We start from the raw sequence: 25,556 nt of genomic DNA, 5'->3' as shown, positions 1-25,556 counted from the left end.
CACTCAACCAACGTCTCCGGTCAGTACAGCTAGCTGGCGGCGAGGCGGGCTTTTTGCTCCTCGACGTCGAAGTCGGCCTTCGGCCAGTCGAGCTCGAGCGAGCGGAGCGTCTCAAGCAGCAGCTGCTTCACGATCATGCGTGCGTACCACTTGCGGTTCGCTGGAACGCAGTACCAGGGGGCCGCATCCGTCGAGGTGCGCGTGAGGGCGATCTCATACGCCTGCATGTACTCATCCCAGAGTCCGCGCTCATCAATGTCACCCGGGTTGAACTTCCAGTGCTTGTCCGGACGCTCAAGGCGCTCGAGCAGGCGCGCACCCTGCTCCTCCTTTGAGATGTGGAGCATGCACTTCACGATGCGGAAGTTCCGCTCCGAGACGAGCTTCTGCTCCCAGTCGACGATCGCACCGTAACGGCGCTCAATCTCCTCGGGCGGCGCGAACTGGCGCACGCGCTGGATGAGGACATCTTCATAGTGCGAGCGGTCAAAGACACCGATCGCTCCCGGCTCGGGAAGTGCCCTCTCAATGCGCCAGAGGAAGTCGTGCTTGCGTTCCTCTTCGGTGGGCGCCTTGAAGGATGCGATGCTCACCGACTGCGGGTCAATGCCCTGCATAACGTGGCGGACGACGCCACCCTTGCCGGAGGTGTCCATACCCTGGAGGACGAGGAGGACGGTGGGGACGTCGGGATTGCCGGCGCGCGCATTGGCGAAGAGCTTCTGCTGGAGCTCGTCGAGTTCGGCGTCGTTGTCGTCAAACGCGGCTGCTGCGTCGTCCTTCGAGCCGGAGTAGCCGGGCTTCGAGTCGGGGTCGATGTCCGCGAGCTTGAAGTCGGGGCCGACGCGGAGCTCATCGAGCGCTGCAGCAATGTTGTCGTGTGCCATACCCGCACGCTACTCCGCTTCGCTGCGTGCCTTCCCGGGAGTCGAGCCACTGACCAGATTTGGGAATATAGCTCGCATCCCGCCCCAGAGGAGGGATAGGCGCTCTATTCCCAAATCTGGTCACGCACTCAGCCACCGGCTCAGCTCAGGCGGCTCACCGGGGCAGAGGGACTTCGATGAGGATGCGCTCGGGGCCGCGATCAAGCAGCGCCGCTTCGAGCTCCGAGCGGGTCCGCACCAGGCGGTGATCCCAGCCGTAGGCCGCCGCAAGCTTCGCGAGGTCCGCGGACACCGGTGTGAAGAGCACCCGCTCGTGGAGCGCCCCAGCGGTCGATGCCACCTCGAGCCCGTCGAAGATCGTCCCGCCCCCGTCCACGCCGACGATGACCTGCATCCGCGGCGCCGTCTCGCCTCCTTGACCAACGAGCAGGGAGGAGGCGTCGTGGAGGAGCGTGAGATCACCCACGAGCACCCGTGTCACCCCGAGCGCATCTTGCGCCGATCCATCGCCGAGCTGACTCATCGTCGCGACACCGAGCGCGGTCGCGATCGTGCCGTCGATCCCGGCAAGACCGCGGTTCGAGTGCACCCGGATGGCCTTCCCTGGCACGCGCTCGTCGAGGATACGGATGAGCCGGGATGCGCCGAGCACGAGCCGGTCATGCGGCCAGCTCGCGCGCCACACCGCATCCACCAGCATCTCCCGTGTGACGGCTTCGCGCGCGACCGCGAGCTCGCCGCGGGCGAACGCTGCCCGTTCGTGGCGGTCCTCCGAGCGCGCCTGGCCAAGGCTCGGCGCTGGCGCATCAGAACTTGCCCGCTCCGCACACTCGTGACTTGCTTCAAGCCATGCCCGCAGCCAGCCACGCCGTGCCATGAGTGCCGCGTGCTGCTCGTCCGCGCTGAGCTCCGAGGCGGCCACGAGTTCCACCGAGCTCACGCGCTGCAGCCCCTCGCGATCGGCGCCCACGGGGTCGGCCGCGCCGACCCGGTCCACGACGTACGCCTCAACGTCGGAGGCAATGAGGGCTGGCACCTCGCGCGTGAGCGTCGGGTGCCCGAAGACGATGATCCGTTCGATCGCGTCGCGAAGTTCCGGCACGGGGGATGCGGGCCCGAGCAGCTCGCGCACGTGCGTGATGAGGTTGCGTCCGAAGCGCACACCGGAGCTTGCCTCGGCAAGGAGTGGCCAACCGCCCTCGTAGGCGATCGCTTCGGCCTCGTCGCCGGCGTCCGCGCCCGCGATCACGAGGGTCGGACGGCCGTCAAGCAGCACCGGGACGCTCCCGCCCTGCGCGACGCGCGACCGCGCGATGGGCCCGGTCACGGTCGAAGTAACGCACTCCTGCACGTCACCCCACCAGGCATCCAGCGACGGGATCGCGCCCGAGAGCGGCGCCCGGAACTGCATGTTGATGTGCAGCGCACCCGGGGATGCCATGAGCAGGCGCCCGGTGTCGCGCGCCATGTCGATCCCGTCTTCGATGACGATCTGAGCTTCGTCGTCAGCGGTTCCCGGCAGCGGCACAGCGGGCGGTACCTCGACGCTCGGCAAGATCGCGCCAAACATGTCGCTCTGCACGGTCGCCTGGTTCGCCCCGATGCCGACAAGCTCCGAGGGACGGTCGGCGGTAATGACTGCCAGCGGGACGCCCGCGTGGTGGGCTTCGAGGAGCGCGGGATGCAGGTTCGCAGGCCCCGTTCCACTCGTCACAATGACGGCGACGGGCACGCGACCTTCCCGCGCCAGTCCGAGCGCGAAGAACCCAGCGGAGCGTTCATCGATGCGCACGTGGAGGCGGATGGCGCCGACCCGCTCAAGCTCGGCGGCGGCCAGGGCGAGCGCCTGCGAGCGCGAACCGGGGCACACCACGACATCCCGGAGCCCCCGCTCAACGGCGGCGCACAGCAGCGCGATCGCGCTATCTGTTGAGGGGTCGCCACTGCGCGGCGGCAGCAACGAGGGCGTCACACCGCGTGAAGAGGGGGATGCGGTGGGCTCAGTCATTGCGCCGGGTCTGACCGTCCGTCGTCGAGTCGTCAGGGTCGTCCTCGGCCGCATCGTCTGAACCTGCCCCGGGAGCAGGGTCCGTCGTGGCGTCAGCATCGCGGCCACGTGCCGCTGGCTCACTGGACGCCGGGAACGTCACCTCATCGAGCGAGGCAAGCTCTTCTTCGAGCCGCTTGAGGCGCTCCTCCGGCGTCTCTTCGCGCAGCTTCCGCAAGAACTCGGTGTCGTCGTCCGGGGCACGCTGGCCGCCGTAGTTCGGGGTGGCCGTCGACGATGCTGCGCTGGATGCGCCGCCTCCATTGATCGTAATGAGGCCCTTGCCGAAAAGAATCCAGCACAGCGGCCCGATGAGCGGCAGCAGCAGCACGATGACGAGCCAGAGCTGCTTCTGGAAGATGCGGATGCGTCGCGGCTCGCTCATCGCACAGTCCACGACCGCGTAAATGGACAGCGCGATCGTGAGGGCGGCACCGAGGATGAGGAAGCGAACCATGGTGGTGACAGTCTAGGCGGGCACGTTCTGGGCAGATTCTGCCGTGTGGGGGGATGCACAAAGCGCACCCGTGACGCGGTGCGTCCACACTGCCGAGACGTCACAGTCGGGGCCTGACAGGAGCCGACCGCCGCCATAGACTGGCGGAATGACCAGCACACGTGCGTGGATTTCGTACACCATCGTCCGCCTTCTCGCCTTCGCGCTCCCCTGCGCGGGCATCATGCTCGCCCTGCCGACGTGGGAGTGGAACTGGCTGCTGGGCGTCGGTATCGGCGCGCTCGTGAGTGCGCTCGTGTCGTACCTCTTCCTGCGGGAGCAGCGTCAGGCGATGACCGCGGGCATGATCGCGCGCCGTGAGGCGAAGCACGCGAGCGATGTTCGCGGCGAGGACGAGCTCGCTGAGGATGAGGCGCTCGACGGTGCAGCGGAGTCCTCGCTCGAACACGACGTCCCGAAGGATCCGTCGAGCGACGACACCGCGGCTGACGATGCCGACAAGCTCGACGAGGAACTCGCTCCGGCGACAGAGGATGTTGAGCCGGTCGAGCAGCGCCCGGACCCGGAGGACGTCGTCCCTGCCCACACCTCGTCGCTCGAGATCGCCCCGAGCGACCGGTAGCCCGGAGAGCGCCGCCCGCGTCCTAGTACACGGTCGGCAGCATGAGCGGGATCGCGATCCCGAGTGCGTACACGAGCGCACCGAGGCTCGTGAGCTTGAGCGCGAGCACGAGGTCCTTCGACTCATCCGCCATGAGCGTGATGATGACCGCCGGCGCGATGAGCAGGAGTGCGCCGAAGGAGAACACCGTTGCGGGGATCGTGATGTAGAACATCGCCGCAACCACGAACGGTGCGAGCGCCATGACGGCGAAGGAGATCCGCGCGGCGCGGTCGCCGATGAGGACCGCAAGCGTGCGCTTTCGTGCGAGACGGTCCTGCTCAATGTCGCGGATGTTGTTCACCATAAGCACGGCACAGGAGAAGAGTCCTGCCGCGACCGCGAGGAGCCAGCCGTTCGTCGTGACGACGCCGCGCTGAATGAAGAGCGTGCCGGCCGTCGCGACGAGGCCGAAGAAGATGAAGACGAACACTTCGCCGAGGCCGTAGTAGCCATAGGGGTGCTTGCCACCCGTGTAGAACCAGGCTGCCGCGATCGCTGCCGCGCCGACGACGAGGAGCCACCAGTGCGCGGTGGCGATGACGAGGGCAAGGCCGACGACAGCGGCGATGCCGAAGCAGATGAAGGCCGCGCGCTTCACGTGCTCGGGCTTTGCGAGGCCGGATCCGGTCAGGCGCGGCGGGCCGACACGGAAGTCATCTGTCCCGCGGATGCCGTCTGAGTAGTCGTTCGCGTAGTTCACGCCGATCTGCAGGAAGAGCGCCACGGCGAGGCAGCCGAGTGCGAGCAGCCACTGCCATTCGGTGGGGCGAGCACTCGCGTGTGCCTCACCGGTGCCAAGGAGCACGGGGACGATTGCAAGCGGCAGGGTGCGCAGGCGTGCGCCCTCAAGCCATGCGCCGAAGGTCGAGACACGACGTCCGCCCGAGTGCGCACCGCCAGTGAGCTGCTTACGCGGCTGCTGGCTCGGGTGCGCCTTCTTCGGGGTCACGGCCGCGTGCGGACGCTTGCGGATGCCCTTCGGCAGCGCGGGCGACTGCGCCTTCTTCGCGTTCGCTTCGCGACGACGCGTCTGCTCGGCGCGCTTGACCTGGGCGGGCTTCTTCTTGGGGCTCACCCGGGCATGGTAGCGCCGATGCGGTGCTCCGCGCGGGCAGGCCGCTAGTTGAGCTCGTCGTCAGGGTCGAGCGCGTGCGGCGAATAGCGCGCCTCAATGTGCTCGCGAACGAAGTCGGCGATGCGGCGGCGGTCGGGCTTGCCACTGCCGAGGAGCGGCAGTTCGCTCACTTCGATGATGTCGTCTGGCCGTGCGGCGACGCCGACTTCTGCGCGGACTTCGGCGCGGATCTCCACGAGCTGTTCGGCAAGATCCCCCGGATGTTCCGGGTCGCCGGTGACGACGACGATCGGCACTTCGCCCCAGCGCTCGTGCGGCCCCGGCACGACGACGGCGCCCTCGAATCCGGGCTGGGCGCGCACGATCTCCTCGACTGCACCGAGTCGTACTTTGACGCCGCCGGAGATGAAGACATCATCCATGCGTCCGTACACACGCACGCGCTGCCAGTGCTCCGGCGGTACGTCGGCGGGACGCACACCGCTGCGTGGGCCGAGCGCGCCGCGGTCGCCGGTACGGTACCAGCGCTGCTCGCCCTCGCTCGTGAAACGTTCGGCGGTGCGGGCCTCATCGTCGAGGTAGCCCCAGGCGAGCGTCGGGCTGGAGATTTCGAGCTCGTCGTCGTTGAGACGCAGCGAGACGCCATCCAGCGGGATGCCGTTGTAGACGCATCCGCCCGACGTTTCGCTCGAGCCGTAGCTCGTGACGACGCGCCAGCCGAGCTCGCGGCCGCGGTTCAGCCAGGGCCCGGGGGTTGCCTGCCCGCCGACGAGGATCGCGTCGAAGCGGCGGCCGATGCGAAGGACGTCGTCGCCGAGCGCCTCGTGCTCGTCGAGTGGCTCACCGGAGGCGATCGCATCCATCGTGACCGGCGGCGCAAACCAGCCGTCGGCGTTGTCGTGCGCATCGAGATCCCGCTCGCGCTCGAGCTTGAGGCCGACCTCGCCGAGTTCGATGAGGCGCTGCACCTGCGCGGGGACGAGCGAGACATAGCGGCGCTCAGCCGTCATCCGCTGCGCAGCATCGCAGAACTCGCGCGGGTCAAAGCTGCCTTCGGGGAGGATGATCGGCTCGGTGCCCTCGACGATTGAGCGGGCAAGCACCTGCATGCCCGCGACGTACTCGGCGGGAAGCGCCAGCAGCCACTGCCGAGTGGCCCGGCCTGCGTGGCGTCCGGCGAGCTCGTCGAAGCGCTGATGGGTCGCGTTCGCGGAGGCACGCAGGGCGCTCGCCGTGAGCACGACGCGCTTCGGCTGCGCGGTGGAGCCGCTCGTTTCGACGATGAGGCAGGCGTCCTCCGGGGCGTTGTCAGGGAGCGTGAAGTGACCGTCATCCCCGCCTTCATCGAGCACGGCGCCGCCGATCGAGACGACCTCGGCGGCAGAGCGGCGGGCCAAGATTGCGGGACCGCGCCCGTGCATGGCGTCGTCGAGGGCCCGCTTCACGCGGCGCGGGGAACGGGCATCGACGATCTTGATCGTGCGCATGGCGGTCTCGTCCAGCATCCCTAGAACCGCCACGGGAAGGGCGACCAGTCGGGTTCGCGCTTCTCGAGGAACGCGTCGCGACCTTCGACTGCTTCGTCGGTGCCGTAGGCGAGGCGCGTGGCTTCACCGGCGAACACCTGCTGGCCAACGATGCCCTCGTCGACCGCGTTGAAGGCGAACTTGAGCATGCGGATCGCGGTGGGCGACTTCGTGAGGATCGTGCGCGCCATCTTGAGCGCCTCACGTTCGAGCTCGGCGTGCGGGACGACGCGGTTCACGGTGCCCATCTCGTAGGCGCGGTCTGCGGAGTACTCCTCGGCAAGGAAGAACACTTCGCGGGCGATCTTCTGGCCGACCTGGCGGGCGAAGTAGGCCGAGCCGTAGCCGGCGTCGAAGGAGCCCACATCCGCATCGGTCTGCTTGAACTTGCCGTGCTCGCGGGACGCGATCGTCATGTCGCAGACGACGTGGAGCGAGTGCCCACCGCCTGCTGCCCAGCCGCCGACCACGGCGATGACAACCTTTGGCATGAAGCGGATAAGGCGCTGGACTTCGAGGATGTGGAGGCGTCCGGCGCGGGCTTCATCGATCGTGTCGCGCGTCTCACCGTCGGCGTACTTGTAGCCGTCGCGGCCGCGGATGCGCTGGTCGCCGCCGGAGCAAAACGCCCAGCCACCGTCTTTGGGGCTCGGGCCGTTGCCGGTGAGGAGGACGACGCCGATCCTCGGATTCATGCGGGCGTCGTCGAGTGCGCGGTAGAGCTCGTCGACGGTGCCGGGTCGGAACGCGTTGCGCACCTCGGGGCGGTCGAAGGCGATGCGGGCGATGCGACCGCTCGTATCGTGGTGGTATGTGAGGTCTTCGAAGCCGAAACCGGGGACTTCAGTCCATTCGGCAGGGTCAAAGATCTCAGAGACGTGGGCGCCAGTCATGCCACCAGGGTAGCCGCGCCTGCGAAAGAGCTGCCCGAGTGCGCCTTGAGGTGGTCGAGTGCCGCCGAAGGCGGTGTATCGAGACCGCCGGCCACCGGTCAGCTGACCGGTTTTCGTCATATAGCGACTATCCCGCCGTATACGAGGGGATGCGCGCTAGAGAACCGAAACCGGTCACTCGTGTCTGGCGTCGTGGTCACCGCGTGACCTCGATACGGCCGTTCAGGCCTACTCGACCAGCTCAGTCGCGGGCGCGCCCAGCGCAGTGGAGAGCTAGAGCAGGTTGTCGGGCGGGGGCAGCGTGCCGCCGTTCACGATGAACTGCACGATCGTGTTGCCGAGCAGCCACGCGGGTGCCGCACCAAAAGCCAGCCCAAGCAGGAGCGCCCAGATTGCGGGGCCGCGTCCGCGGTTCTTCCAGATCGCCCAGAGCGCCGCCGTGATCGTGAGGAATCCCGTCACGCCAGCGATGACGAGCCACATCTCAGTCTCGAACGCGTGCCCGATGCCGAGCAGGTTCGCCACGTAGAAGAAGGTGATGAGGTCGGCGATCGCCGTGAGCAGGGCCCCGAAGAGCGCCCAGTGGCCAACCTTCCAGGAGGCCGGGTTGAAGAGCACCGCGAACCACTTCTGCGGTAGGACCGTGCCGTGCCGAAACTCCGGTCGACGGGGCTGCCCCTCGGGGGTGCCGTCGTGCTGCAGCCAGCGCTGCAGTGCGGAGGTGTCGAGGCTCATGGTCTCGCTTTCGCGAATCGGGGACACACATCGAAGAATGTGCGACGAACAAGCCTACCCGGCATGCTCCGAAATCACTCCATAGTTCGTTCGAGATCGATGCAGGGTGCCGCGTGACCCGGCCCAGGGATGCCATCCCGCCGCCGTGCGAGGATGAAGCGGTGCCATCCTTCGACGAGCTCCTCCCCCGCATCCATGTCGTCTCGCTGCCGCTCGTGACCCGCTTCCGCCGCGTCACCGAGCGCGAGGCAGTGCTCATTGATGGGCCGGAGGGTTGGAGTGAATGGTCGCCATTTCTCGAGTACGGCGACGCCGAGGCAGCCCAATGGCTCCACGCTGCGCTCGAGTACGCGAACGATGCCGAGCTGAATCTTGCCGACAGCGGCAGCATCCCCGTGAATGCGACGGTGCCGGCGATTGCGGCCGCCGAGGTGCCCGCCCTCCTCGAGCGGTACGGGACGGTGCGCGCCGTGAAGGTGAAGGTCGCGGAGCCCGGTCAAACGCTCGAAGATGACGTGGCTCGAGTGCGGGCCGTGCGCGAGGTGCTCGGAGATGACGTCCTCGTGCGCGTGGATGCGAATGGCGGATGGAGTCTCGAGGAGGCCGCGCGGGCACTCGAGCAGCTTGGCGCCTTCACGCTCGACTACGCGGAGCAGCCGGTGGCGAGCGTTGAGGATCTTGCCCGGCTTCGTGAACAGCTTGACGGACGAGTGGCGATTGCCGCGGATGAGTCGATTCGGAAGGCGAGTGATCCGCTCCGAGTCACGCAGCTTGGTGCGGCCGACCGGATCATTGTGAAGGCGCAGCCCCTGGGTGGCCTCCGTCGCGCGACCGAGATCGTCCGCGAGGTGGGGCTTCCGGTGACGGTCTCGAGCGCGCTCGACACCTCGGTCGGGCTCACGATGGGTGCACAGCTGGCGGCACGCATTGCCCGCGAGACGGGCACGGAGGTCTCGCCCGCGGGGCTTGGCACAGCGGCGCTCTTGAGCGCGGATGTCACGAGGGCACCAAAGCGTCCGGTCGAGGGCACGATCTCGCTTGCGCCGGTTGTGCCCGACCGCGATCTCGTCGAGCAGCACGCCGCGAGCGCTGAGCGCCGTGCGTGGTGGCTCGCCCGCCTCGAGCGCTGCCTCCCGCTCCTCCCCTGAGTCACCACGAGGTGGTCGAGTGCCGCCGCATGCGGTGTATCGAAGCCACCAACGTCAGCACCACCACACCGCGTGATCTCGAGACGCCGCTACGCGGCTACTCGATCAGCTCAGTCGCGGGCTCGACCAGCTCAGCCGAGACCTAGAGGCCGGAGTAGGTGTGGAGGCCCTTGAAGAAGACGTTCACGATGCCGAAGTTGAAGAGCACCGTGCCGAAGCCGACGATCGCGAGCCACGCGGACGGCGTGCCACGCCATCCCTTCGTCGCGCGCGCGTGGATGTAGCCGGCGTAGACCGTCCAAATGATGAAGGTCCACACTTCCTTCGTGTCCCAGCCCCAGTAGCGGCCCCAGGCGCGCTCCGCCCAGATGGCACCCGCGATGAGGGTGAAGGTCCAGAGGATGAAGCCGACGACGATGACGCGGTAGGCGAGGTCCTCGAGGCGCTCTTCGCTCGGGATCGCGGCAAGGAAGCCGAGGTGCGAGCGGCCACCCTCGCGGATGCGCTTCGTGCGGGCGTTCTGCATGAGCTGCGCGATCGAGAGCCCGAAGCCGAGGGCGAGGCATCCGGTCGAGAGGGAGGCGACGAACACGTGGATGACGAGCCAGTACGACTGGAGCGCGGGCTGCAGTGGCGCCACCTCAACGTAGAAGCCGACGGCGGCGATACCGAGGCAGAGGGTCACAAATCCCGAGATGAAGGTGCCGAGGAAGCGCAGGTCGTTCCAGAACTGGGCGAGGAGGAACACGAGGACGACGAGCAGCGTCGAGGTCATCGTGAACTCGTACATGTTCGACCACGGCACGCGCGAGGCGGCGAGACCGCGGAGCACGGTTGCGACGAGGTGCACGGCGAAGCCTGCCCACATGAGCGCCATCGCGATGCGGAGCGAGGTGGAGGCGCGTTCGTCGCGCCACTCGTCGGCGTCGCCCGCCTTCGAGTGCGCCATGGCGAGCTCGCTCGACGAGGCGTCACCGTCCGCAGCATCCGCCGCAGTGTCGGCCGCGTCGCCGCCGCGCTCGAGGACGAGCGTCCCCACCGTCGACACCGACGATGACGCAGCGCCAGCTGCCGATGCCCCGGCCGTCACGCTCTCACGACGCTTGGTCGCACCGAGCGCCGAGCCCTGGCGCTGTCGCGTGCGGGCGGCGCTACGGTTCGCGAGGTCCATCGAGAAGAGGATGAGCGCGATCGCGTACATCGCCATCGTGACGTAAATGAGGACGTTCGACCAGTCAGACTGCACTTGCGTCACGGTTCCATCGCTTTCGTGTCATCCACCCGTGGACGGGGGCGGAAAGTGTGTGAAGAGCCTACGAGGTTCGCGGCGTGATCGTCGAGCAGTTGGTTCACCGCTTGGACGAGTCGCGGGTCTTCGCCGCGCGCAAGGCCCGCATATTCAAGAAGGAGTCCGGAACCGCTCGGCACGGCACGCACCCAGAGGCGTCGGCGCGGGACGAGCAGCGACATGAGCAGGCCGCCGATCACGAAAATCGCCGAGACCATGACGGGCATCTGCGTCGGGTCGTGGTGGATGTCGAAGGATGCGTAGCGGGGGATGTCACCGAGCGTGACCGTGCCGCGTCCGCCGGGCAGTTCGACCGTCTCACCCGGGCGCAGCTGCAGCGGCTTGTGCTCGGACTTGCGCCCCGCGATCTCGGTCATCGTGTCGGTGTCGAGCTTGTAGACCGACTGTGGCACACCGGAGTCGAGCCCCAGGTCACCCTCGTACACGTTGAGGGTGAGGAGCGGGTCCTTGAGGTCGGGGTGGTTCGAGGTGTACGCGCCGGATTCAAGCTTCGTGGCGCTCGGGTAGAAGAAGCCGAGCATGCCGATCTGCTGCTCAAGACCATCCGGCACCTTGACGACGCCGAGGCCGGTGAGGTTCTTGTCCTGCGGAATGAAGATGACGCGGTCGCGGAACACTTCCTTGCCGGAGGGGTCCTTCACCGTGATTTCGGGGGCGTAGCCGTTTGCGAGGAGGTACATGTCGGTCCCTGCCACACGAAGCGGCTCGTTCACGCGAACTGACTGTTGGCGGGCCTCCTGACCGGGTTCTTGCACGGTGACGTTCGCGTCGAAGAGGGTGGGCTGCCCGATGGCGTGCTGGTTCTGCTCTTCGTAGTTCACGGTGAAGCTGTCGAGTTTCACCGAGTAGGGCGCAAGCTGCGAGGGGTCGAAGAAGCGTCCGGGCGTGAAGGACGAGTAGCTCACGAGCCCGTTCTGGAAGGTTTGCCCTTCGACGAGCACGCGCTGTCCGTGCCACGAGAAGCCGCTGCCGATGCCGATCGCGACGATGACGCCGAGCATCGCGATGTGGAAGATGAGGTTGCCGGTCTCGCGAAGGTAGCCGCGCTCGGCCGAGACGGAGAGGCCTCGCTCGCCGCGGTCGATGATGACGGTGCGGTAGCCGCGCTTGTTGAGCAGATCTTCCGCGCGGGCAATGATCTGGCCGCGGTCGGGCAGCTCCTCACCGCTCACTTTGAGGGTCGAGTAGGCGGCAAGCCGGTCGAGGCGCGCGGGCGTCGCGGGTGGTGCGCTCCGGAGCGCACGCCAGTGGTGGGCGATGCGCGGCAGGATGCAGCCGACGAGCGAGACGAACAACAGCAGGTAGATGGCGGTGAACCACACCGAGCTGTAGACGTCGAAGAGCTGGATCTTGTCGTAGAACTCGGCAAGCTGCGGGTTCTCGTCGAAGAACTTCGTGACACCGTTCGGGTCGCTCTGGTGTTGCGGGACGAGCGATCCTGGCACTGCGGCGATGGCGAGGAGCAGCAAGAGGATGAGCGCCACGCGCATCGAGGTGAGCTGGCGCCAGAGCACGCGCAATACCGATAGCACCGGGTTCGTAGTGCTGGATGACTTCTTCACACGGTCGCGGGATTCGAATCCTTCACGACCGGCGTCAATGTGATCAGACGGGCGAGACATAGCCGGGAATCCACGCTCCGATCGTTGCGATGAACTGCTGCCACACGCCCGCGATCATGAGCGTGCCGATGATGATGAGAAGGACGCCGCCGAAGAGGTTGATGGCGCGTACGTGCTTGCGCAGCCACGCCATGCTTCGCGTGGCGGTGCCGAATCCGAGGGCGACGAGGATGAAGGGGATGCCGAGCCCGAGCGCGTACACGGCGGCAAGCAGCGCCCCGCGCCACGCGGATCCCTGTTCGAAGCTCAGCGCGTTGATGGCGATGAGGGTCGGCCCGATGCAGGGCGCCCAGCCGACGGCGAAGATCATGCCGAGCAGCGGTGCCCCGATGAGCCCTGCCGGTTGGCGGTGCGAGCGATGTTCCCGCTGCAGGCCGCTGATCTGGCCGAGGAAGACGAGTCCCATGAGGATGACGATGCCGCCGAGCACGCGCAGGATCGTGCTCTGGTACTGCAGGAGCCACACGCCAAGCTGCCCGAAGGCCGCACCGCTGAGCACGAACACGAGCGCGAAGCCCAGGACGAACAGGGCCGCGCCGGTGACCACGCGCGAGCGCGAGGGCTTCGCGGATTCGCCCGTGCCGGAGGGTTCCGCGACCGAACTCACGAGCCCGAGGTAGCCGGGGACAACCGGCAGCACGCACGGCGAGGCGAAGGAGATGAGGCCGGCGAGCAGGGCGATGGGGATGGCGACGATGAGGTCGCCACTCAGCACCAGTTCGCCCGGACTTGCTTGGAGCGCGATCATGCCTTCTCTGCCACGACTCGGTCGATCATGTCGCCGAGCATGGTGGTGTCGATGGGGCCGCGTACGACGGCGGCGACGCGGCCCTCGTGGTCGAGCACAACGGTGGAGGGGATGGCCTGCGGCGGCACCGACTCCGAGAAGACGAGGCGCACGGCAGCCGAGTCGACGTCAAGGATGGAGGGGTACGTGATCCCGTAGCTGTCTTCGAAGCTCTGCGCGGTCGCGGCCTGGTCGTAGATGTTGACGCCCACGAACTGCACCTTGTTGGCGGCCTGTTCGTCGGCAACCTTCTGGAGGTCTTTCGCTTCGGCACGGCAGGGCGGGCAGGCTGCGTACCAGAAGTTCACGACCATGACCTGGCCCGTGTAGTCGGCGCTCGTGAAGGTGCTGCCGTCACTCGTCTCGCCGCTGAAGCTCACGGCGGCACCACGCTGTTCGGCGGGGAGTTCCTGCCACGAACCGTCGCCAGCCACGTAGCCCTTGTCGGCGGTGCCGTAGTTCTGGGCGAAGGATTCGTCACTGCACGCGGCAAGGCCGAGGCTGAGTCCAGCGGTCAGCACGAGCGCGAGTCCGGCACGTAGGCGTCGGATCGGTGCAGTCTGGGTCACACGGCTCCCTCGTCAATGGCCCCGGCAAGCTCGGCTGCGGCGGGCTCGCGGTAGTCCACTTCAACGAGTCCCGTTGCCGGGTGGTATTCGAGCGTCGTGATGCTCGAGAGTGCGCATCGACGGTGCTTCGGATTGTGCACGAGCGGCACTCCGCGAAGGCGTCGGTGAACCATCCAGATGGGCAGCTGGTGCGTCACCACGATAACATCGCCGCCCTCTGCTGCCGCGGTCGCGTCGAGGATCGCCGCCTTCATCCGCTCGACAATCTCGCGGTAGGGCTCGCCCCAGCTCGGCTTCGTCGGGTTCACGAGGTGGCGCCAGCTCATGGGGCGGCGCAGCGCCGAGTAGCGGCCGTGCATGGTCTTCCCGGCGAAGGTGTTCCAGGGCTCGATGACGCGTTCGTCGAGTTCGGGATCGAGGCCGAGCAGTTCGGCGATGGGGGCCGCCGACTGCTGCGTGCGTTCGAGGGGCGAGACGATGAGCCTTGTCGCCTGAATGTCGCGTTCGCGGAGGTCTTCGGCGGCGAGGCGCGCCATCCGGTGTCCGCGCTCGGACAGCGAGAACCCGGGGAGTCGTTCGTAAAGGAGTCCATTCGGGTTCTCAACTTCGCCGTGACGGACGAGGTGGACGCGCTGAGTTGCCATGCGGGCATGCTACGGATTCGGGCTGAGGCACAGCCGAGGAACCACAGCGACACGCGGGACGGGTACGCTGGCTGGGTGACTGAACGCACCCTTATCTCCCAGCTGTCCGAGCGCGCCGATGGCCCCGTCACCGTCCAGGGATGGGTCGACAAGGTGCGCGATCAGAAGAAGGTGCAGTTTGTTGTGCTGCGCGACGAGTCTGGAGCGCTCCAGCTCGTGAATCCGCGCTCGGAGGATCGCGAGGAGATTTCGACCACGATTGCGGGCCTCGCGCAGGGCACGATGCTCACGGTGTCGGGCGAGCTCAAGCACGACGAGCGCGTGAAGCTTGGCGGCCTCGAGGTGAAGATCGCTGAGCTCAAGGTCGAGTCGGAGGCAATTGCCGAGACGCCGATCGCGGATGACTCCTCGATTGACAAGCGTCTCGACTGGCGCTTCCTCGACCTGCGCACGCCGCGCAACAACCTCATGTTCCGCGTCCAGACGACCTTCGCGCACGCGATGCGCTGCTACTGGATCGAGAACGGCTTCGTCGAGATCTTCACGCCGAAGCTCATGGCGAGCGCCTCGGAGACGAAGGCTGAGCTGTTCAAGGTCGACTACTTCGAGCAGACCGCGTACCTCGCCCAGTCGCCGCAGTTCTTCAAGCAGATGGCCCAGTCGGCCGGTTTCGGTCGCGTCTTCGAGATCGGCCCGGTCTTCCGCGCCGACCCGTCGTTCACGAGCCGTCACGCGACCGAGTTCACGGGTGTTGACTCCGAGATGAGCTGGATTGACTCCCACGAGGACGTCATGAAGATGCAGGAGGAGCTCCTCGTCGCCGGCCTCACCGCTGTCAAGGAAGCTCACGGCGAAGAGATCAAGGAACTCTTCGACGTTGACGTTGTCGTGCCTTCGCTCCCGTTCCCGCGCATCCCGCTCCTTGAGGCACGCGAGATCGTTGAGGCTCGCGGCCACAAGATCGAGCGCGGCGACCTCGACCTCGACCCCGAAGGCGAGCGTCAGATTGCGGCGCATGTGAAGGAGCAGTACGGCCACGAGTTCGTGTTCCTCACCGACTACCCGGCCTCGATTCGCCCGTTCTACCACATGCGTCACGAGGACGACGCCTCGCTCACGAAGAGCTATGACCTCATCTGGAACGGTGTCGAGATCTCGACCGGTGCCCAGCGTGAGCACCGCGTGGACGTCATCGAGGAGCAGGCTCGTGAGAAGGGCATGGACGTCGAGGAGCTCGGCTTCTACCTCGACTTCTTCCGCTACGGCGCTCCCCCGCACGGTGGCTTCGGTATGGGCCTTGCGCGCATGCTCATGCTCATGCTGCACCAGCCGAACCTGCGTGAGGTGACCTTCCTCTTCCGCGGCCCGAACCGTCTGACCCCGTAAGGATCAGCGTCATGGCAGGCGACACGGGGTACCCGTTGACCACTGCGTCGGGGGCACCCCGTGCTCCACGCTGGACGCGGGATAGCTGGCGCCTCACCGGCGCGACCGCGATGTCTATCCCGATCGCCGCGGTCGTCGCGTGGGCACTCCTCGCCATGTATCCGGCGATCCCCCGCTACATCATCCTGTTTGTGAGCACGGCGGTCCTCTGGCTCGTCTACGCGGTTATCTTCCTCGTGTGGTCGTGGCTCGCGTTCCGCCCGTTCCACGGCGAGACGCTCCGCGACGTGACCCGCGCAAGTACGCCTCAGACCGAGCACGAACGGCTCGTGCAGCGCCTCACGCTCATGGATGGCGTTTCCCTCCCGCTCACGGGCGCAGTCGTCGGCTTCATCGGCGTCATGGCCCTCGTGCTGACCCCGGGGATGCGTGAGGACTGGATCATGGTCACTGCCGCCTTCGCGCTCATCACGGGCTCGTGGCTGCTCATGGTCGTCGCGTTTGCGGTCACGTACCTGCGCGAGTGGGCGCAGTCGGACGGCGTCCACATCCCCGGGGATGAGGACGAGCACTTCAGCGACTTCCTCTATGCTTCCATCCAGGTTGCGACGACCTTCGCCACCTCGGACGTCGAAACGCGGACAGCCTCGGCCCGCAACTGGGTGACACTCAACTCGATCATCGCCTTCGGCTTCAACACCGTCGTCATCGCGCTGTTCCTCTCGGTCGCGACGAGCTCGACGCTCTAGGCACGTATCTCAACGAGGCAGGCCGTCTCACTCGACGAGTGCCGCCCGCAGTTCGCTCTCGTACACGCGCCACTGCGCGTGACGCTCACCATCGATATTCACGACCGGGACGAGTTCGCCGTAGCGCTCCTGCAGCGCGACGTCTTCGTCGATGTCGTGCAAGCGCAGCTGTGCACCACATTCACGAGCGATCGGCTCAACAATGGCGAGGGCGGCCTCGCAGAGGTGGCACCCCTGGCGGGTATAGAAGTCAACGGTCTTCACGCTTCTAGCTTGACGCACCCTGCTCGTCCTCAAGGCCCGCATCGTGCGAGCGTCGGTGTGCGGCGGAGCACCAGGAGAGCAGCATCCCGCCTGCGAGGGCTGCGAGGAGCGATCCCGCGATCACGCCAAGATGCGCGTGGTCGATGTGCGTTTCGTCGCCTCGGAAAGCGAGCTCACCAATGAGGAGCGACACCGTGAACCCAATGCCCGCGAGACCGCCAAGGGCGAGGATGTCGCGCAGCTTGAGGCTCGCATCCAGCGCGAAGCCCGGCACCCAGCGGAAGATCGCCACGCTCGCGAAAATGCCGAGCGGTTTGCCAGCAAACAGGCCGAGCAAGACACCGAGAAACACCGGGTCGCTCACAACGCTCGAGAGATCTCCACCGCCAGCCGCAACCGGGACACCCGCCGAGAAGAAGGCGAACACGGGGAGTGCGACGCCCTGGGAGAGCGCGTTCCAGTCGTGCTCCATATCTTCGGCGAGCGAGATTTCGTCGTTGCCGATGGGGCGCGCGGGAACCGAAAGGCCAAGGAGGACACCAGCGATCGTCGCGTGGACGCCGGATTGCAGCATGCAGTACCAGGCGAGGACACCCAGCGGGATGAGCAGCCAGCGCGGGTTCCAGCCCCGGTGCGTCATGACCCAGTACGCGGCGATGACCGCGAGCGCGGCGGCCAGCCAGATGAGCGAGAGGTTCGCGGTGTAGAAGATCGCGATGACCGTGATGCCGAGGAGGTCGTCAACGACGGCGAGGGTCAACAGGAAGACGCGGAAGGCAGGCGGCATCCCGCGACCGAACACCGCCACCAGCCCCATGGCGAAGGCAATGTCGGTGGCGACGGGGATGGCCCAGCCTCGGAGCGCGGCATCCAGGCCAGCAACAGAGACAACGATCGAGTAGATCACCGCGGGGACGGCCATGCCAGCGACCGCCGCAAGAATCGGCAGCGAGACCTTGCGGGGATCTCGAAGCGAACCGGTGACGAACTCGCGCTTGAGTTCAAGGCCCACGACAAAGAAGAAGATGGCGAGGACACCGTCGGCTGCCCAGTGCGCGAGGGAGAGTTTGAGGCCGAGCGCCTCTGGTCCGATCTCGGTGTGTGCAAGATCGCTGAACCACTCCGACAGCGGCGAATTTGCGAGGACGAAGCCGATGGCGGCGGCGGTGAGGAGCAGGATGCCGCCAAGGCGCTCACCGTTGAGTTGGTCGCGGAGCGAAAAGGTGTCGTCGGGACGGTGCAGCTTGTGAGCGAGGGCGTTGCGAGCCATGGGCCTCTTTCGGGTGGTCGTGGTCACGAAGACGCGCTTATGCGCGACGCCGACCAGACTTCCCGGCTCACCAGTTGAGGGGTCAAGGGTAACAAGTCAGGCCCCGGACGGCGTGGCGCGGGTCACAGAGGATCGTGAGCACTCGGTTCCCCGCCCATCCGGGAACGCAAAAACGCGCCGTCCTGATGGTCGGCGCGTTCTGCGCGGTGTCGCGACTTACTTCTTGTTGCGACGCTGGTGGCGAGTCTTACGGAGAAGCTTGCGGTGCTTCTTCTTCGCCATGCGCTTGCGGCGCTTCTTGACAACAGAGCCCATGGGATCTTCCTTACAGTTGCGGATGAGCGGACGCGATGACGACGCACCGCGAAATTCGCGCTTCTTCGAGCTTACACGCTGCGTGCACACGCTGACACGCTGCGTGCACACGCGGAGTGTCGCGTGTGGCTTCTGCGGTGTCGGCGACTAGGCAGACTGTTCGCCGTACATGCGGTTGGTCTGCGCGACCGCTTCGGCAACAGCCGACTCGGGGACGCGGAAGGAACGACCAAAACGCACGGCCGGAAGCTCACCCGAGTGAACGAGGCGGTACACAGTCATCTTCGACACGCGCATCAGCTCCGCCACCTCAGCCACCGTGAGGAAGCGCACGTCGGACAGGTCGTTCGGCATGTGGTGGTTCTCCCTGTGGTGAAAGAAAAGCGATCAGCAGTGATGGCGCGTGATCAGAGTGATTCCTGCGCTCCGTGGTGAGCCTATGCTGGAAGGGACGCATGTGACAAGTCCAACGTGCGACACGCCCAGTGAAAATCCTTGATTTCATCCGATCGTCACGTATCTTGCGGGCCGCCAATCAGGACTTCTACCCCAGCGCCCACACTCTCTGTGAATGGCCCACGAGTTGGGAATAGCATTGACCGCGCATGTGCCGACATCCCGCCGGCGCCAGATCAAGGAGCGCAATGTCTCTCGGCCGCCGCAGCTCACCGGTCGCTGCGATCTTCCCTGGCCGCAAGTCCCCCACTGAGCGCTTTCACGACTGGGTGAACGGCTTCGCACAGCACAGCCCGTCTCGCTTTGCCGTCGTCATTTTCACCAGCATCATCCTCATTTGGACGGTGCTGCTCATGCTCCCTATCTCAACCGCCGACGGCACCGCAGCCCCCTTCCACGTGGCCCTCTTCACTGCTGTCTCCACGATTTGTGTCACCGGCCTCGCCGTCGTCGATATGTCGAGCTACTGGTCGGCCTTCGGCAATGTGGTGATCTTCATCGGTATTGAGGTGGGTGCGATCGGTGTGCTCTCGCTCGCGAGCATCATGGGTGCGGTCGTCACGCGCCGCCTCGGGCTCCGTCAGAAGCTCATGGCCGCGAGCGACTCGAACTCGCTGCGCCTGCATGCGGGCCCGGTCGCGGAGTCACAGGCGGTTCGCCTCGGCGAAATCGGCGGGATGCTCACGACCGTTGCCGTGTCCCTCCTCGTCATTGAGTGCGTCATCGCACTTCTCATCATTCCGCGCCTCATCATGTACGGCACCGAACCGGTGATGGCGATCTTTGAGGGCTTCTACTACGCTGCATCCGCATTCACGAACACCGGCTTCACGCCGAACCATGAGGGCCTTGAGCCGTTCACGCACGATGCGTGGATGCTCGGCTGCCTCCTCACCGCAGTCTTCCTCGGCAGCGTCGGCTTCCCCGTCATCTTCGCGCTCGCCCGCTGGGCACGCCGCCGCCAGCACCTCTCCGTGCACGTCAAGCTCACCCTCGTCACGACGATCCTCCTCTTTGTCGCCGGTGGGCTCCTCATCTACGCGATCGAGGGCAACAATCCCGCGACGATAGGCGCGCAAGACCCCTGGATGCGACCCTTCACGTCCTTCTTCCTCTCGGGCATGGCCCGCTCGGGCGGCTTCTCGACGATCGACATCGCGCAAGCCGATGAGTCGACGCTTCAGGTGCTCGCGATGCTCATGTTCGTCGGTGGCGGTTCGGCCTCAACTGCGGGTGGCATCAAGGTGACGACGCTCGCGATCCTCTTCCTCGCAGCCGTTGCTGAAGCGCGCGGTGTGAGCGATATCCAGGCCTTTGGCCGCCGCATCCCGCAAGATGTCCTGCGCCTCGGCGTCTCGGTTGCTCTGTGGGGTTCGACCATCGTCGCAGTCTCGACGATCGCGATGCAGCAGATCACGGGGGCACCGTTCTCGCACGCACTCTTTGAGGCGATCAGCGCCTTCGCGACGTGCGGCCTGAGCTCGGGCCTCACCTCCGACATGCCCGAAGCGGGCAGTTACGTGCTCTCGGCCACCATGTGGCTGGGACGAGTTGGTACCGTCACGATGGCCGCGGCCCTCGCGTCGAGTGAAACAAAGCAGCTGTTCCGGCTGCCCGAAGAGAGGATCATCGTTGGGTAACCCAGTTCCGCACGATGCACCCGTCCTGGTGATTGGGCTTGGCCGCTTCGGCGCCGCAACCGCGGGTCAGCTGCAGCGTCAGGGCCGTGAAGTGCTCGTGGTCGACACCGACGAGCGGCTCGTCCAGAAGTGGGCCGACCGCGTCACGCACGCCGTGCAGGCCGACGCTCGCAACATTGACGCGCTCCGCCAGATTGGCGCGCAGGAGTTCTCGGTCGCCGTCGTTGCCGTCGGTACCTCCCTCGAGGCGAGCGTGCTCGTGACCGCGAACCTTGCCGACCTCAAGATCCCGCAGATCTGGGCAAAGGCCATGAGCGCCACGCACGGCAAGATCCTTGCCCGCATCGGCGCGCACCACGTCATCTACCCCGAGGCTGAGGCGGGTGAGCGGACGGCGCACCTGCTCACGGGTCGCATGCTCGACTTCATCCAGTTCGACGACGACTTCGTGCTCGCGAAGCTCTACCCGCCGAAGTCGATCCGCGGCGTGCCACTCAAGGACTCGGGCGTGCGCACGAAGTACCGCGTGACGGTCGTCGGCGTGAAGAGCCCGGGCCGCCCCTTCACCTACGCGACGGCGGACACGGTCATCTCGAACCACGACCTCATCATCGTGTCGGGTGCCTCGGACGACGTGGAGAAGTTCTCCTCGCTCTAGTGAACGCTGCACGATAAGGGCAGATATGTTCGTCATCCGCCGCATTGCGGGGCACGGAGAACATATCTGCCAAACCGTGCGCAGCTACAGCCGGTGACGGAGCAGATCGCGCACGAGCAGCCGATCAACCTGCTCACCTTCGGCGGCGAGCCAATCCCCCACCTCGCGGAGCATCGACTGGCAGGTGGCCAGTCGCACACGCTCCCAGGTGAGCGCGTTGTCGACGGTGAGTTCACCCTCACGCTCGGCAAGCACGGTAATCCAGCCGCGCAGCTGCACACCCTCTCCGAAGAGCTCGTGGTACCGCTCGACCGCATGCGGGAATTCCGTCGCCGTTGTCGGAAACAACACGCCATCGCGCGTCATGCGGCCCTTGCGGTCGATCGCGTAACGGCCGGGCGCGACCAGCTGCGCGTCAATGAGCGCGATGCGTCGACCGGCAATGACCGCGTGCGGCACCGAGCCGGAGGCGCGACCCGGGGCATCCAAGCCGTGAACAATGCGCACGCCCGGCATGCGTGCCAGCTGTTCGAGCGCCTGGCCGACTTCGCGCTGCGCGAGGATCGCGCGCATCGGGTTGACGCCCGGGTAGAGGCCGACACCGCCGAGGACTGTCTGCCCGGGCTGGCCCCACACGCGCGTGAGTGAAGACTCACCAGGCAGGGCCTCTTCGGCGAGCTTCACGAGCAGGCGTTCCCGTTCTGCAAGCTTGGCCCGGTGCTTGAGCTTCACGGATGCGATGAACATCGTGACCGCGGTCGCGGCGTAGCAGAGCGACTGCAGGAAGAGCGTCACGGAGTCGGTGTGACCAAGCGTCGCGATGAGCGAGACGAGGCCGATCGCGCACACGACCAGAGCCGACACGATCGCGAGCGGCATGAGCGTGAGCAGGAGGGTCCGGGCAAGGCCGGGGCGGCGAACCCGCAGGCGAAGCGTGAGCCACGTCACCCCGAGGAGGCAGTACACCACGGGAACCGGCCACACGAGCGACCCCGGCTGCTCGTTGATGAGGTCGGGAGCCGTGAGACGAGCGGGCGACATGGGGAGCGCGAGCGCGAGCGTTGCGCCAAGCAGTACGACGACATGCGCGATGACCGCGGCAAGCTCACCCGGGCGCAGCTCCGGCAGCTTCGCCGTGCGGGCAGGCCAGAGCGTCGGAGTGGCGGGCCAGGCGGTGCGGAACCAGGCCATCTTGCGCACGTCCGTGTCCGGGGTGGGGATGCGCTCGGGCGGCTTGGATTCGGTCGGGGCCGGCGCGGGTGCGGGAGTCGCCTCCCGCTCACGCTTGGCTGGGGTCGTGCGCGGGACCGGTTGGCGGCGGATGCGGGGGCCGCGGCGCTGATTGCCTTCGCGGGCAGCGAGCCACGCGTCGTGCTCAGCTCGCATCCCCTCGTCGGTGAGCACTTCGACGGCGATGCGCACTCGCACGAACTCATCGGCGCTGCCGCCAAGATCGGGGTGTGCGGCGCGCTGCCGCTGCCGCCCGACGCGGCGAATCTCGGCGAGGTCCGCGTCGCGCGCGACACCGAGGACCCGGTAGAGGTCCTCAGTAAATTCGTGCCGTCGTGCCACCGCGCTACTTGTCTCCGGCGAGCGCTTCGGAGCGGAGGATGTTGGCGCGGAAGGCGCGCTTCGCGATGCCCTCAAGGTCGGCATCCTGGAACACGGCGACTGAACGCTCGGTTGTGCCGTTCGGACTCGTCACGCGGCGGCGCAGCTCGCTCGCCTCAAGGTCCGGGTTCTTGTGGAGCATCTCGGCGGCGCCGCGCAGCGTCCCGACAATGAGCGTGCGCGCCTGCGCCTCGTCGAGGCCCTCGGCGATGGATGCGGCCATGAGCGCTTCCGCGAAGAGGTAGAGGTGTGCCGGGCCGGAACCGGATGCGGCACCCACCGCGTTGATGAGCGTTTCGTCCACGACGACGGCCTCACCGACGCACTCGAACGCAGCAACCGCGAGCGCGAGCGCCTCATCGTCGGCGGTCGCACCAGCGGCGATGCCGGTGACGCCGAGGCCGATCGTGGCGGGGGTGTTCGGCATCGAGCGAATGACGCGGATACCCTCGGTGAGCCTCGCTTCGATCGCGGCGGTCGTGATGCCGGCGGCGACCGAGACGATGACCGTGCCCGGCTCGAGGGCGTCACGGATCTCATCGAGGAGCTCTGCGATCGCGTACGGCTTCACGCCGAGGAAGACGAGGCCCGCACCCTTGACGGCGCGGCGGTTTGCCTCGGGGTCAGCTTCGACGGCGAAGGCTTCGACGTGCTCGCGCGCACCCTGCTTCTCGGCGCTTGCGCTCGAGCGGGTCGTCACACGAATCGGCGCTTCTGGACGAAGATCCGCGGCGAGCAGGCCTTCGAGGATGGCGCCGTTCATGTTGCCGCCGCCGAGCATGGCCACCGTGGGCAGGCGATCGGGGAGCGTGTGGGCAGTGGGCTGTTCCTCGTTGATCGTCACGTTCGAGAGTCTAGGCGCGGCCCCTGTTCGTACCCGGTTGCCGCGCCTTCAAGCTCAAGGCTCACGACAATGAGCACGCTGGAATTCGGGGACCGTGGTTATGCTGAGATATCCCGCCACCTGAAGCTGTGTGGACGAAAGAAGGCACCGTGACGAACCCCGAGCTCAACGCAGAGATCAAGGCAGCACTCCTCGAGAATCCCTATGTGGCCGAGGTGCTCTCGGTTCGCTCCTTTGCACCGTCTGGTGCGGAGTTCATTGGCATCCGTGTCTCGCTCACCGATGTGCAGACCGCTGCGGACTTCATGCCCGTTATCGCGACGCTGCGCAATCGCGTGCGCGAGTTCTTGCCAACGGCGAACATCTTCATCGAGCCGGATGTCTCCGGCCCACGCCAGCCGACCTTGAATACGGAAGCGATCGTCATCCGCGCCTCCGAATAGCGCGCTCGAGGTGGCCGAGTGCCGCCGACGGCGGTGTATCGAGACCACCGGCAGGAGCGCTGCCACACCGCGTGATCTCGATACGCCGCTGCGCGGCTACTCGATCAGCTCAAGTGTGGTTTGACCAGCTCAGCTGTTGGCGGCGTCGTTATCGCGGAAGAACGCTCGGATCGGCTCCGCGCACTCCTCGGCGAGCACTCCTCCGACGACACCTGCCCGCTGCGGCAGGTAGCCGTCCCGCACGAGGTCGTAAACCGAGCCGACCGCGCCTGCCTTGTCATCCCAGGCGCCGAACACGACCGCATCCACGCGTGCCGCGAGGAGCGTCCCGGCACACATCGCACACGGCTCGAGGGTGACGACGAGCGTGCATCCCTCGAGGCGCCAACTGCCGCGGTGCGCCGCAGCTTCACGTAGCGCCACCACTTCGGCGTGGGCGCTCGGGTCATTCCGCAGCTCGCGCTCATTGCGTCCGCGGCCAATGATCGTGCCGTGCTCGTCGACGACAACGGCCCCGATCGGCACATCGCCCCAGGAGGCTGCCCGGATGCCTTCACTGAGCGCCTCGCGCATGTGCGCGCGCATCGCTTCGGTCGCGTGCATCGGGCCTCCTCTCCCCTCCATTCTCCCCGCCCGACCCCGCCGCTGCGCACACCAGCATCCCGGATCGTCCTCTTCTCGCCGAGCTGAGTATGTTTCTGTTCTCCACGACAGCGAAACCCGATACCCTCAAACCATGCGTATCCACGTCGCCGATCACCCCCTCATCACCCACAAGCTCACGGTGCTTCGCGACAAGACGACGCCGTCGCCGACCTTCCGCCAGCTCGTCGAAGAGCTCGTGACGCTCCTGTCGTACGAGGCAACGCGCGAAGTGCGCGTTGAGCCGATCGACATCGAGACGCCGGTCGCCCCGACGACGGGTGTCCAGATCTCGAACCCCCGCCCCCTCGCGGTGCCGATCATCCGAGCAGGCCTCGGGATGCTCGACGGCTTCGTGAAGCTCGTCCCGAGCACCCAGGTTGGCTTCATCGGCATCCAGCGCAACGAAGACACCCTGCAGCCGGAGACCTACGCGAAGCGACTTCCGGAAGACCTCTCGAACCGTCAGTGCTTCGTGCTCGACCCGATGCTCGCAACCGGCGGCTCGCTTGCGGCCACGGTCGACTACCTCTTCGAGCACGGCGCGCAGGATGTCACCGCCATTTGCCTGGTCGCGGCCCCCGAGGGCATCGAGGCGATGCGCAAGGCTGTTGGCGACCGCGAGTTCACCCTCGTCGTGGGTGCTGTGGATGCTGGCCTCAACGAGCGCGGCTACATCACCCCTGGCCTCGGCGACGCCGGCGACCGTCTCTACGGCACGGCCGAGTAACACCGCACCGCCGTCACATTTCGAACGCCCCGCAGCCCCCCCTTCTGCGGGGCGTTCGTCATGCCCGGCGCGATGCCCGTGGAGGCTCGAATGGACTCTGGATGCCATCCCCCCGACACGCGGGTGAGTTGACCGCCCGCAATACCGTGACGAATACTGATTCCATGACCAACACGAAGCTGACC

27 protein-coding genes are annotated in these 25,556 nt (G+C 66.6%); 8 read left to right on the top strand and 19 right to left on the bottom strand.

Translation table 11 applies throughout. The annotated features are described in order from the left end of the window. Positions 1–29: 29 nt before the first annotated feature. The 3 genes from ZAL01S_RS07410 to ZAL01S_RS07400 all read right to left on the bottom strand — a co-directional run bounded on the left by ZAL01S_RS07410 (position 30) and on the right by ZAL01S_RS07400 (position 3,391). A complete protein-coding gene (locus ZAL01S_RS07410) occupies positions 30–887 on the bottom strand; it encodes a PPK2 family polyphosphate kinase (protein ID WP_066081818.1) in 858 nt (285 codons plus the stop codon). 154 nt (positions 888–1,041) lie between these two features. Continuing rightward, positions 1,042–2,895 (bottom strand): 2-succinyl-5-enolpyruvyl-6-hydroxy-3-cyclohexene-1-carboxylic-acid synthase, encoded by a 1,854-nt coding sequence (gene menD, locus ZAL01S_RS07405; RefSeq protein ID WP_066081816.1) that lies wholly within the window; start codon positions 2,893–2,895, stop codon positions 1,042–1,044. After that, on the bottom strand, positions 2,888–3,391 hold the full coding sequence (locus tag ZAL01S_RS07400) for a PLDc N-terminal domain-containing protein (RefSeq protein WP_066081815.1): 504 nt from the start codon (positions 3,389–3,391) through the stop codon (positions 2,888–2,890). The genes menD and ZAL01S_RS07400 overlap by 8 nt, the downstream gene beginning before the upstream one ends. Before the next feature lie 148 nt (positions 3,392–3,539). On the opposite strand from ZAL01S_RS07400, the gene ZAL01S_RS07395 reads away from it, so the two are divergent. After that, the gene (locus tag ZAL01S_RS07395) at positions 3,540–4,013 is read left to right on the top strand and encodes a DUF4229 domain-containing protein (RefSeq protein ID WP_066081814.1); all 474 of its coding nucleotides are present in this window, start codon (positions 3,540–3,542) and stop codon (positions 4,011–4,013) included. A 22-nt stretch (positions 4,014–4,035) separates the two neighbouring features. On the opposite strand, the gene ZAL01S_RS07390 is transcribed toward ZAL01S_RS07395, so the two are convergent. The 4 genes from ZAL01S_RS07390 to ZAL01S_RS07375 form a co-directional block, all read right to left on the bottom strand. Further along, positions 4,036–5,004 carry a 1,4-dihydroxy-2-naphthoate polyprenyltransferase gene (locus ZAL01S_RS07390; protein WP_174519461.1) on the bottom strand — a complete coding sequence of 323 codons (969 nt, stop codon included), beginning with the start codon at positions 5,002–5,004 and terminating at the stop codon, positions 4,036–4,038. Positions 5,005–5,174: 170 nt separating this feature from the next. Next, complete coding sequence (locus tag ZAL01S_RS07385; RefSeq protein ID WP_159421638.1) at positions 5,175–6,617, bottom strand: AMP-binding protein; 1,443 nt, start codon at positions 6,615–6,617, stop codon at positions 5,175–5,177. 20 nt (positions 6,618–6,637) lie between these two features. Then, positions 6,638–7,549 (bottom strand): 1,4-dihydroxy-2-naphthoyl-CoA synthase, encoded by a 912-nt coding sequence (locus tag ZAL01S_RS07380; RefSeq protein ID WP_066081810.1) that lies wholly within the window; start codon positions 7,547–7,549, stop codon positions 6,638–6,640. Positions 7,550–7,822: 273 nt separating this feature from the next. Next, the gene (locus ZAL01S_RS07375) at positions 7,823–8,284 is read right to left on the bottom strand and encodes a hypothetical protein (protein WP_159421637.1); all 462 of its coding nucleotides are present in this window, start codon (positions 8,282–8,284) and stop codon (positions 7,823–7,825) included. A 113-nt stretch (positions 8,285–8,397) separates the two neighbouring features. On the opposite strand from ZAL01S_RS07375, the gene ZAL01S_RS07370 reads away from it, so the two are divergent. Continuing rightward, positions 8,398–9,432: an o-succinylbenzoate synthase gene (locus tag ZAL01S_RS07370; protein WP_244875365.1), complete on the top strand. Its 1,035-nt coding sequence runs from the start codon at positions 8,398–8,400 to the stop codon at positions 9,430–9,432. Positions 9,433–9,574: 142 nt separating this feature from the next. On the opposite strand, the gene ccsB is transcribed toward ZAL01S_RS07370, so the two are convergent. From ccsB to ZAL01S_RS07345, 5 genes are read right to left on the bottom strand one after another with little or no spacing between them, the layout of a single operon-like run. Then, positions 9,575–10,687, bottom strand: coding sequence for a c-type cytochrome biogenesis protein CcsB (gene ccsB, locus ZAL01S_RS07365; protein ID WP_244875364.1), 1,113 nt, complete (start codon positions 10,685–10,687; stop codon positions 9,575–9,577). Further along, complete coding sequence (gene resB / locus ZAL01S_RS07360) at positions 10,684–12,363, bottom strand: cytochrome c biogenesis protein ResB (RefSeq protein WP_066081805.1); 1,680 nt, start codon at positions 12,361–12,363, stop codon at positions 10,684–10,686. Before resB ends, ccsB begins: the two co-directional genes overlap by 4 nt. Then, positions 12,347–13,111 carry a cytochrome c biogenesis CcdA family protein gene (locus tag ZAL01S_RS07355; protein ID WP_066081802.1) on the bottom strand — a complete coding sequence of 255 codons (765 nt, stop codon included), beginning with the start codon at positions 13,109–13,111 and terminating at the stop codon, positions 12,347–12,349. The genes resB and ZAL01S_RS07355 overlap by 17 nt, the downstream gene beginning before the upstream one ends. Then, positions 13,108–13,719 carry a TlpA family protein disulfide reductase gene (locus tag ZAL01S_RS07350; protein WP_244875363.1) on the bottom strand — a complete coding sequence of 204 codons (612 nt, stop codon included), beginning with the start codon at positions 13,717–13,719 and terminating at the stop codon, positions 13,108–13,110. The genes ZAL01S_RS07355 and ZAL01S_RS07350 overlap by 4 nt, the downstream gene beginning before the upstream one ends. Beyond that, positions 13,716–14,363 carry a histidine phosphatase family protein gene (locus tag ZAL01S_RS07345; protein ID WP_066081800.1) on the bottom strand — a complete coding sequence of 216 codons (648 nt, stop codon included), beginning with the start codon at positions 14,361–14,363 and terminating at the stop codon, positions 13,716–13,718. Before ZAL01S_RS07345 ends, ZAL01S_RS07350 begins: the two co-directional genes overlap by 4 nt. 75 nt (positions 14,364–14,438) lie before the next feature. Between ZAL01S_RS07345 and aspS the strand changes: the two genes are divergently transcribed. Both aspS and ZAL01S_RS07335 read left to right on the top strand, forming a co-directional pair. Continuing rightward, complete coding sequence (aspS, locus tag ZAL01S_RS07340; protein ID WP_066081798.1) at positions 14,439–15,749, top strand: aspartate--tRNA(Asn) ligase; 1,311 nt, start codon at positions 14,439–14,441, stop codon at positions 15,747–15,749. Between the two features lie 11 nt (positions 15,750–15,760). Next, positions 15,761–16,498 carry a DUF1345 domain-containing protein gene (locus ZAL01S_RS07335; RefSeq protein ID WP_066081796.1) on the top strand — a complete coding sequence of 246 codons (738 nt, stop codon included), beginning with the start codon at positions 15,761–15,763 and terminating at the stop codon, positions 16,496–16,498. 27 nt (positions 16,499–16,525) lie between these two features. Here ZAL01S_RS07335 and ZAL01S_RS07330 read toward each other — a convergent pair whose 3' ends face one another. From ZAL01S_RS07330 to ZAL01S_RS07320, 4 genes are all read right to left on the bottom strand, one after another. Then, positions 16,526–16,762: a glutaredoxin family protein gene (locus tag ZAL01S_RS07330; RefSeq protein WP_244875362.1), complete on the bottom strand. Its 237-nt coding sequence runs from the start codon at positions 16,760–16,762 to the stop codon at positions 16,526–16,528. Between the two features lie 4 nt (positions 16,763–16,766). After that, positions 16,767–18,032 carry a Na+/H+ antiporter NhaA gene (gene nhaA / locus ZAL01S_RS07325; RefSeq protein WP_083523171.1) on the bottom strand — a complete coding sequence of 422 codons (1,266 nt, stop codon included), beginning with the start codon at positions 18,030–18,032 and terminating at the stop codon, positions 16,767–16,769. Between the two features lie 216 nt (positions 18,033–18,248). After that, a complete protein-coding gene (locus tag ZAL01S_RS09815) occupies positions 18,249–18,347 on the bottom strand; it encodes a 30S ribosomal protein bS22 (protein ID WP_082775156.1) in 99 nt (32 codons plus the stop codon). A 147-nt stretch (positions 18,348–18,494) separates the two neighbouring features. Further along, positions 18,495–18,701 carry a helix-turn-helix domain-containing protein gene (locus ZAL01S_RS07320; protein WP_066081792.1) on the bottom strand — a complete coding sequence of 69 codons (207 nt, stop codon included), beginning with the start codon at positions 18,699–18,701 and terminating at the stop codon, positions 18,495–18,497. Between the two features lie 290 nt (positions 18,702–18,991). Between ZAL01S_RS07320 and ZAL01S_RS07315 the strand changes: the two genes are divergently transcribed. Together ZAL01S_RS07315 and ZAL01S_RS07310 are read left to right on the top strand one after the other, a co-directional pair. Further along, positions 18,992–20,443 (top strand): TrkH family potassium uptake protein, encoded by a 1,452-nt coding sequence (locus ZAL01S_RS07315; RefSeq protein ID WP_083523170.1) that lies wholly within the window; start codon positions 18,992–18,994, stop codon positions 20,441–20,443. Beyond that, the gene (locus tag ZAL01S_RS07310; RefSeq protein ID WP_066081790.1) at positions 20,436–21,101 is read left to right on the top strand and encodes a potassium channel family protein; all 666 of its coding nucleotides are present in this window, start codon (positions 20,436–20,438) and stop codon (positions 21,099–21,101) included. Before ZAL01S_RS07315 ends, ZAL01S_RS07310 begins: the two co-directional genes overlap by 8 nt. An 84-nt stretch (positions 21,102–21,185) precedes the next feature. Here ZAL01S_RS07310 and ZAL01S_RS07305 read toward each other — a convergent pair whose 3' ends face one another. Both ZAL01S_RS07305 and proC read right to left on the bottom strand, forming a co-directional pair. Next, on the bottom strand, positions 21,186–22,673 hold the full coding sequence (locus ZAL01S_RS07305; RefSeq protein WP_066081788.1) for a DnaJ domain-containing protein: 1,488 nt from the start codon (positions 22,671–22,673) through the stop codon (positions 21,186–21,188). Positions 22,674–22,677: 4 nt separating this feature from the next. Next, positions 22,678–23,556, bottom strand: coding sequence for a pyrroline-5-carboxylate reductase (gene proC / locus ZAL01S_RS07300; protein ID WP_066081786.1), 879 nt, complete (start codon positions 23,554–23,556; stop codon positions 22,678–22,680). 149 nt (positions 23,557–23,705) lie between these two features. Between proC and ZAL01S_RS07295 the strand changes: the two genes are divergently transcribed. After that, positions 23,706–23,999: a hypothetical protein gene (locus ZAL01S_RS07295; RefSeq protein WP_066081784.1), complete on the top strand. Its 294-nt coding sequence runs from the start codon at positions 23,706–23,708 to the stop codon at positions 23,997–23,999. Positions 24,000–24,128: 129 nt separating this feature from the next. On the opposite strand, the gene ZAL01S_RS07290 is transcribed toward ZAL01S_RS07295, so the two are convergent. Next, positions 24,129–24,602, bottom strand: a complete 474-nt coding sequence (locus ZAL01S_RS07290) for a nucleoside deaminase (RefSeq protein ID WP_066081782.1) — start codon at positions 24,600–24,602, stop codon at positions 24,129–24,131. Positions 24,603–24,735: 133 nt separating this feature from the next. Between ZAL01S_RS07290 and upp the strand changes: the two genes are divergently transcribed. Beyond that, on the top strand, positions 24,736–25,371 hold the full coding sequence (gene upp / locus ZAL01S_RS07285) for a uracil phosphoribosyltransferase (RefSeq protein WP_066081779.1): 636 nt from the start codon (positions 24,736–24,738) through the stop codon (positions 25,369–25,371). The last annotated feature ends 185 nt before the right edge of the window (positions 25,372–25,556 follow it).

The sequence above is a fragment of the [Zimmermannella] alba NBRC 15616 genome (assembly GCF_001570905.1).
Taxonomy (GTDB): Bacteria; Actinomycetota; Actinomycetes; order Actinomycetales; family Microbacteriaceae; genus Pseudoclavibacter; species Pseudoclavibacter albus.
Note: the sequence above shows the minus strand (reverse complement) of the source record. Positions and strands in the feature narration are given on the sequence as shown.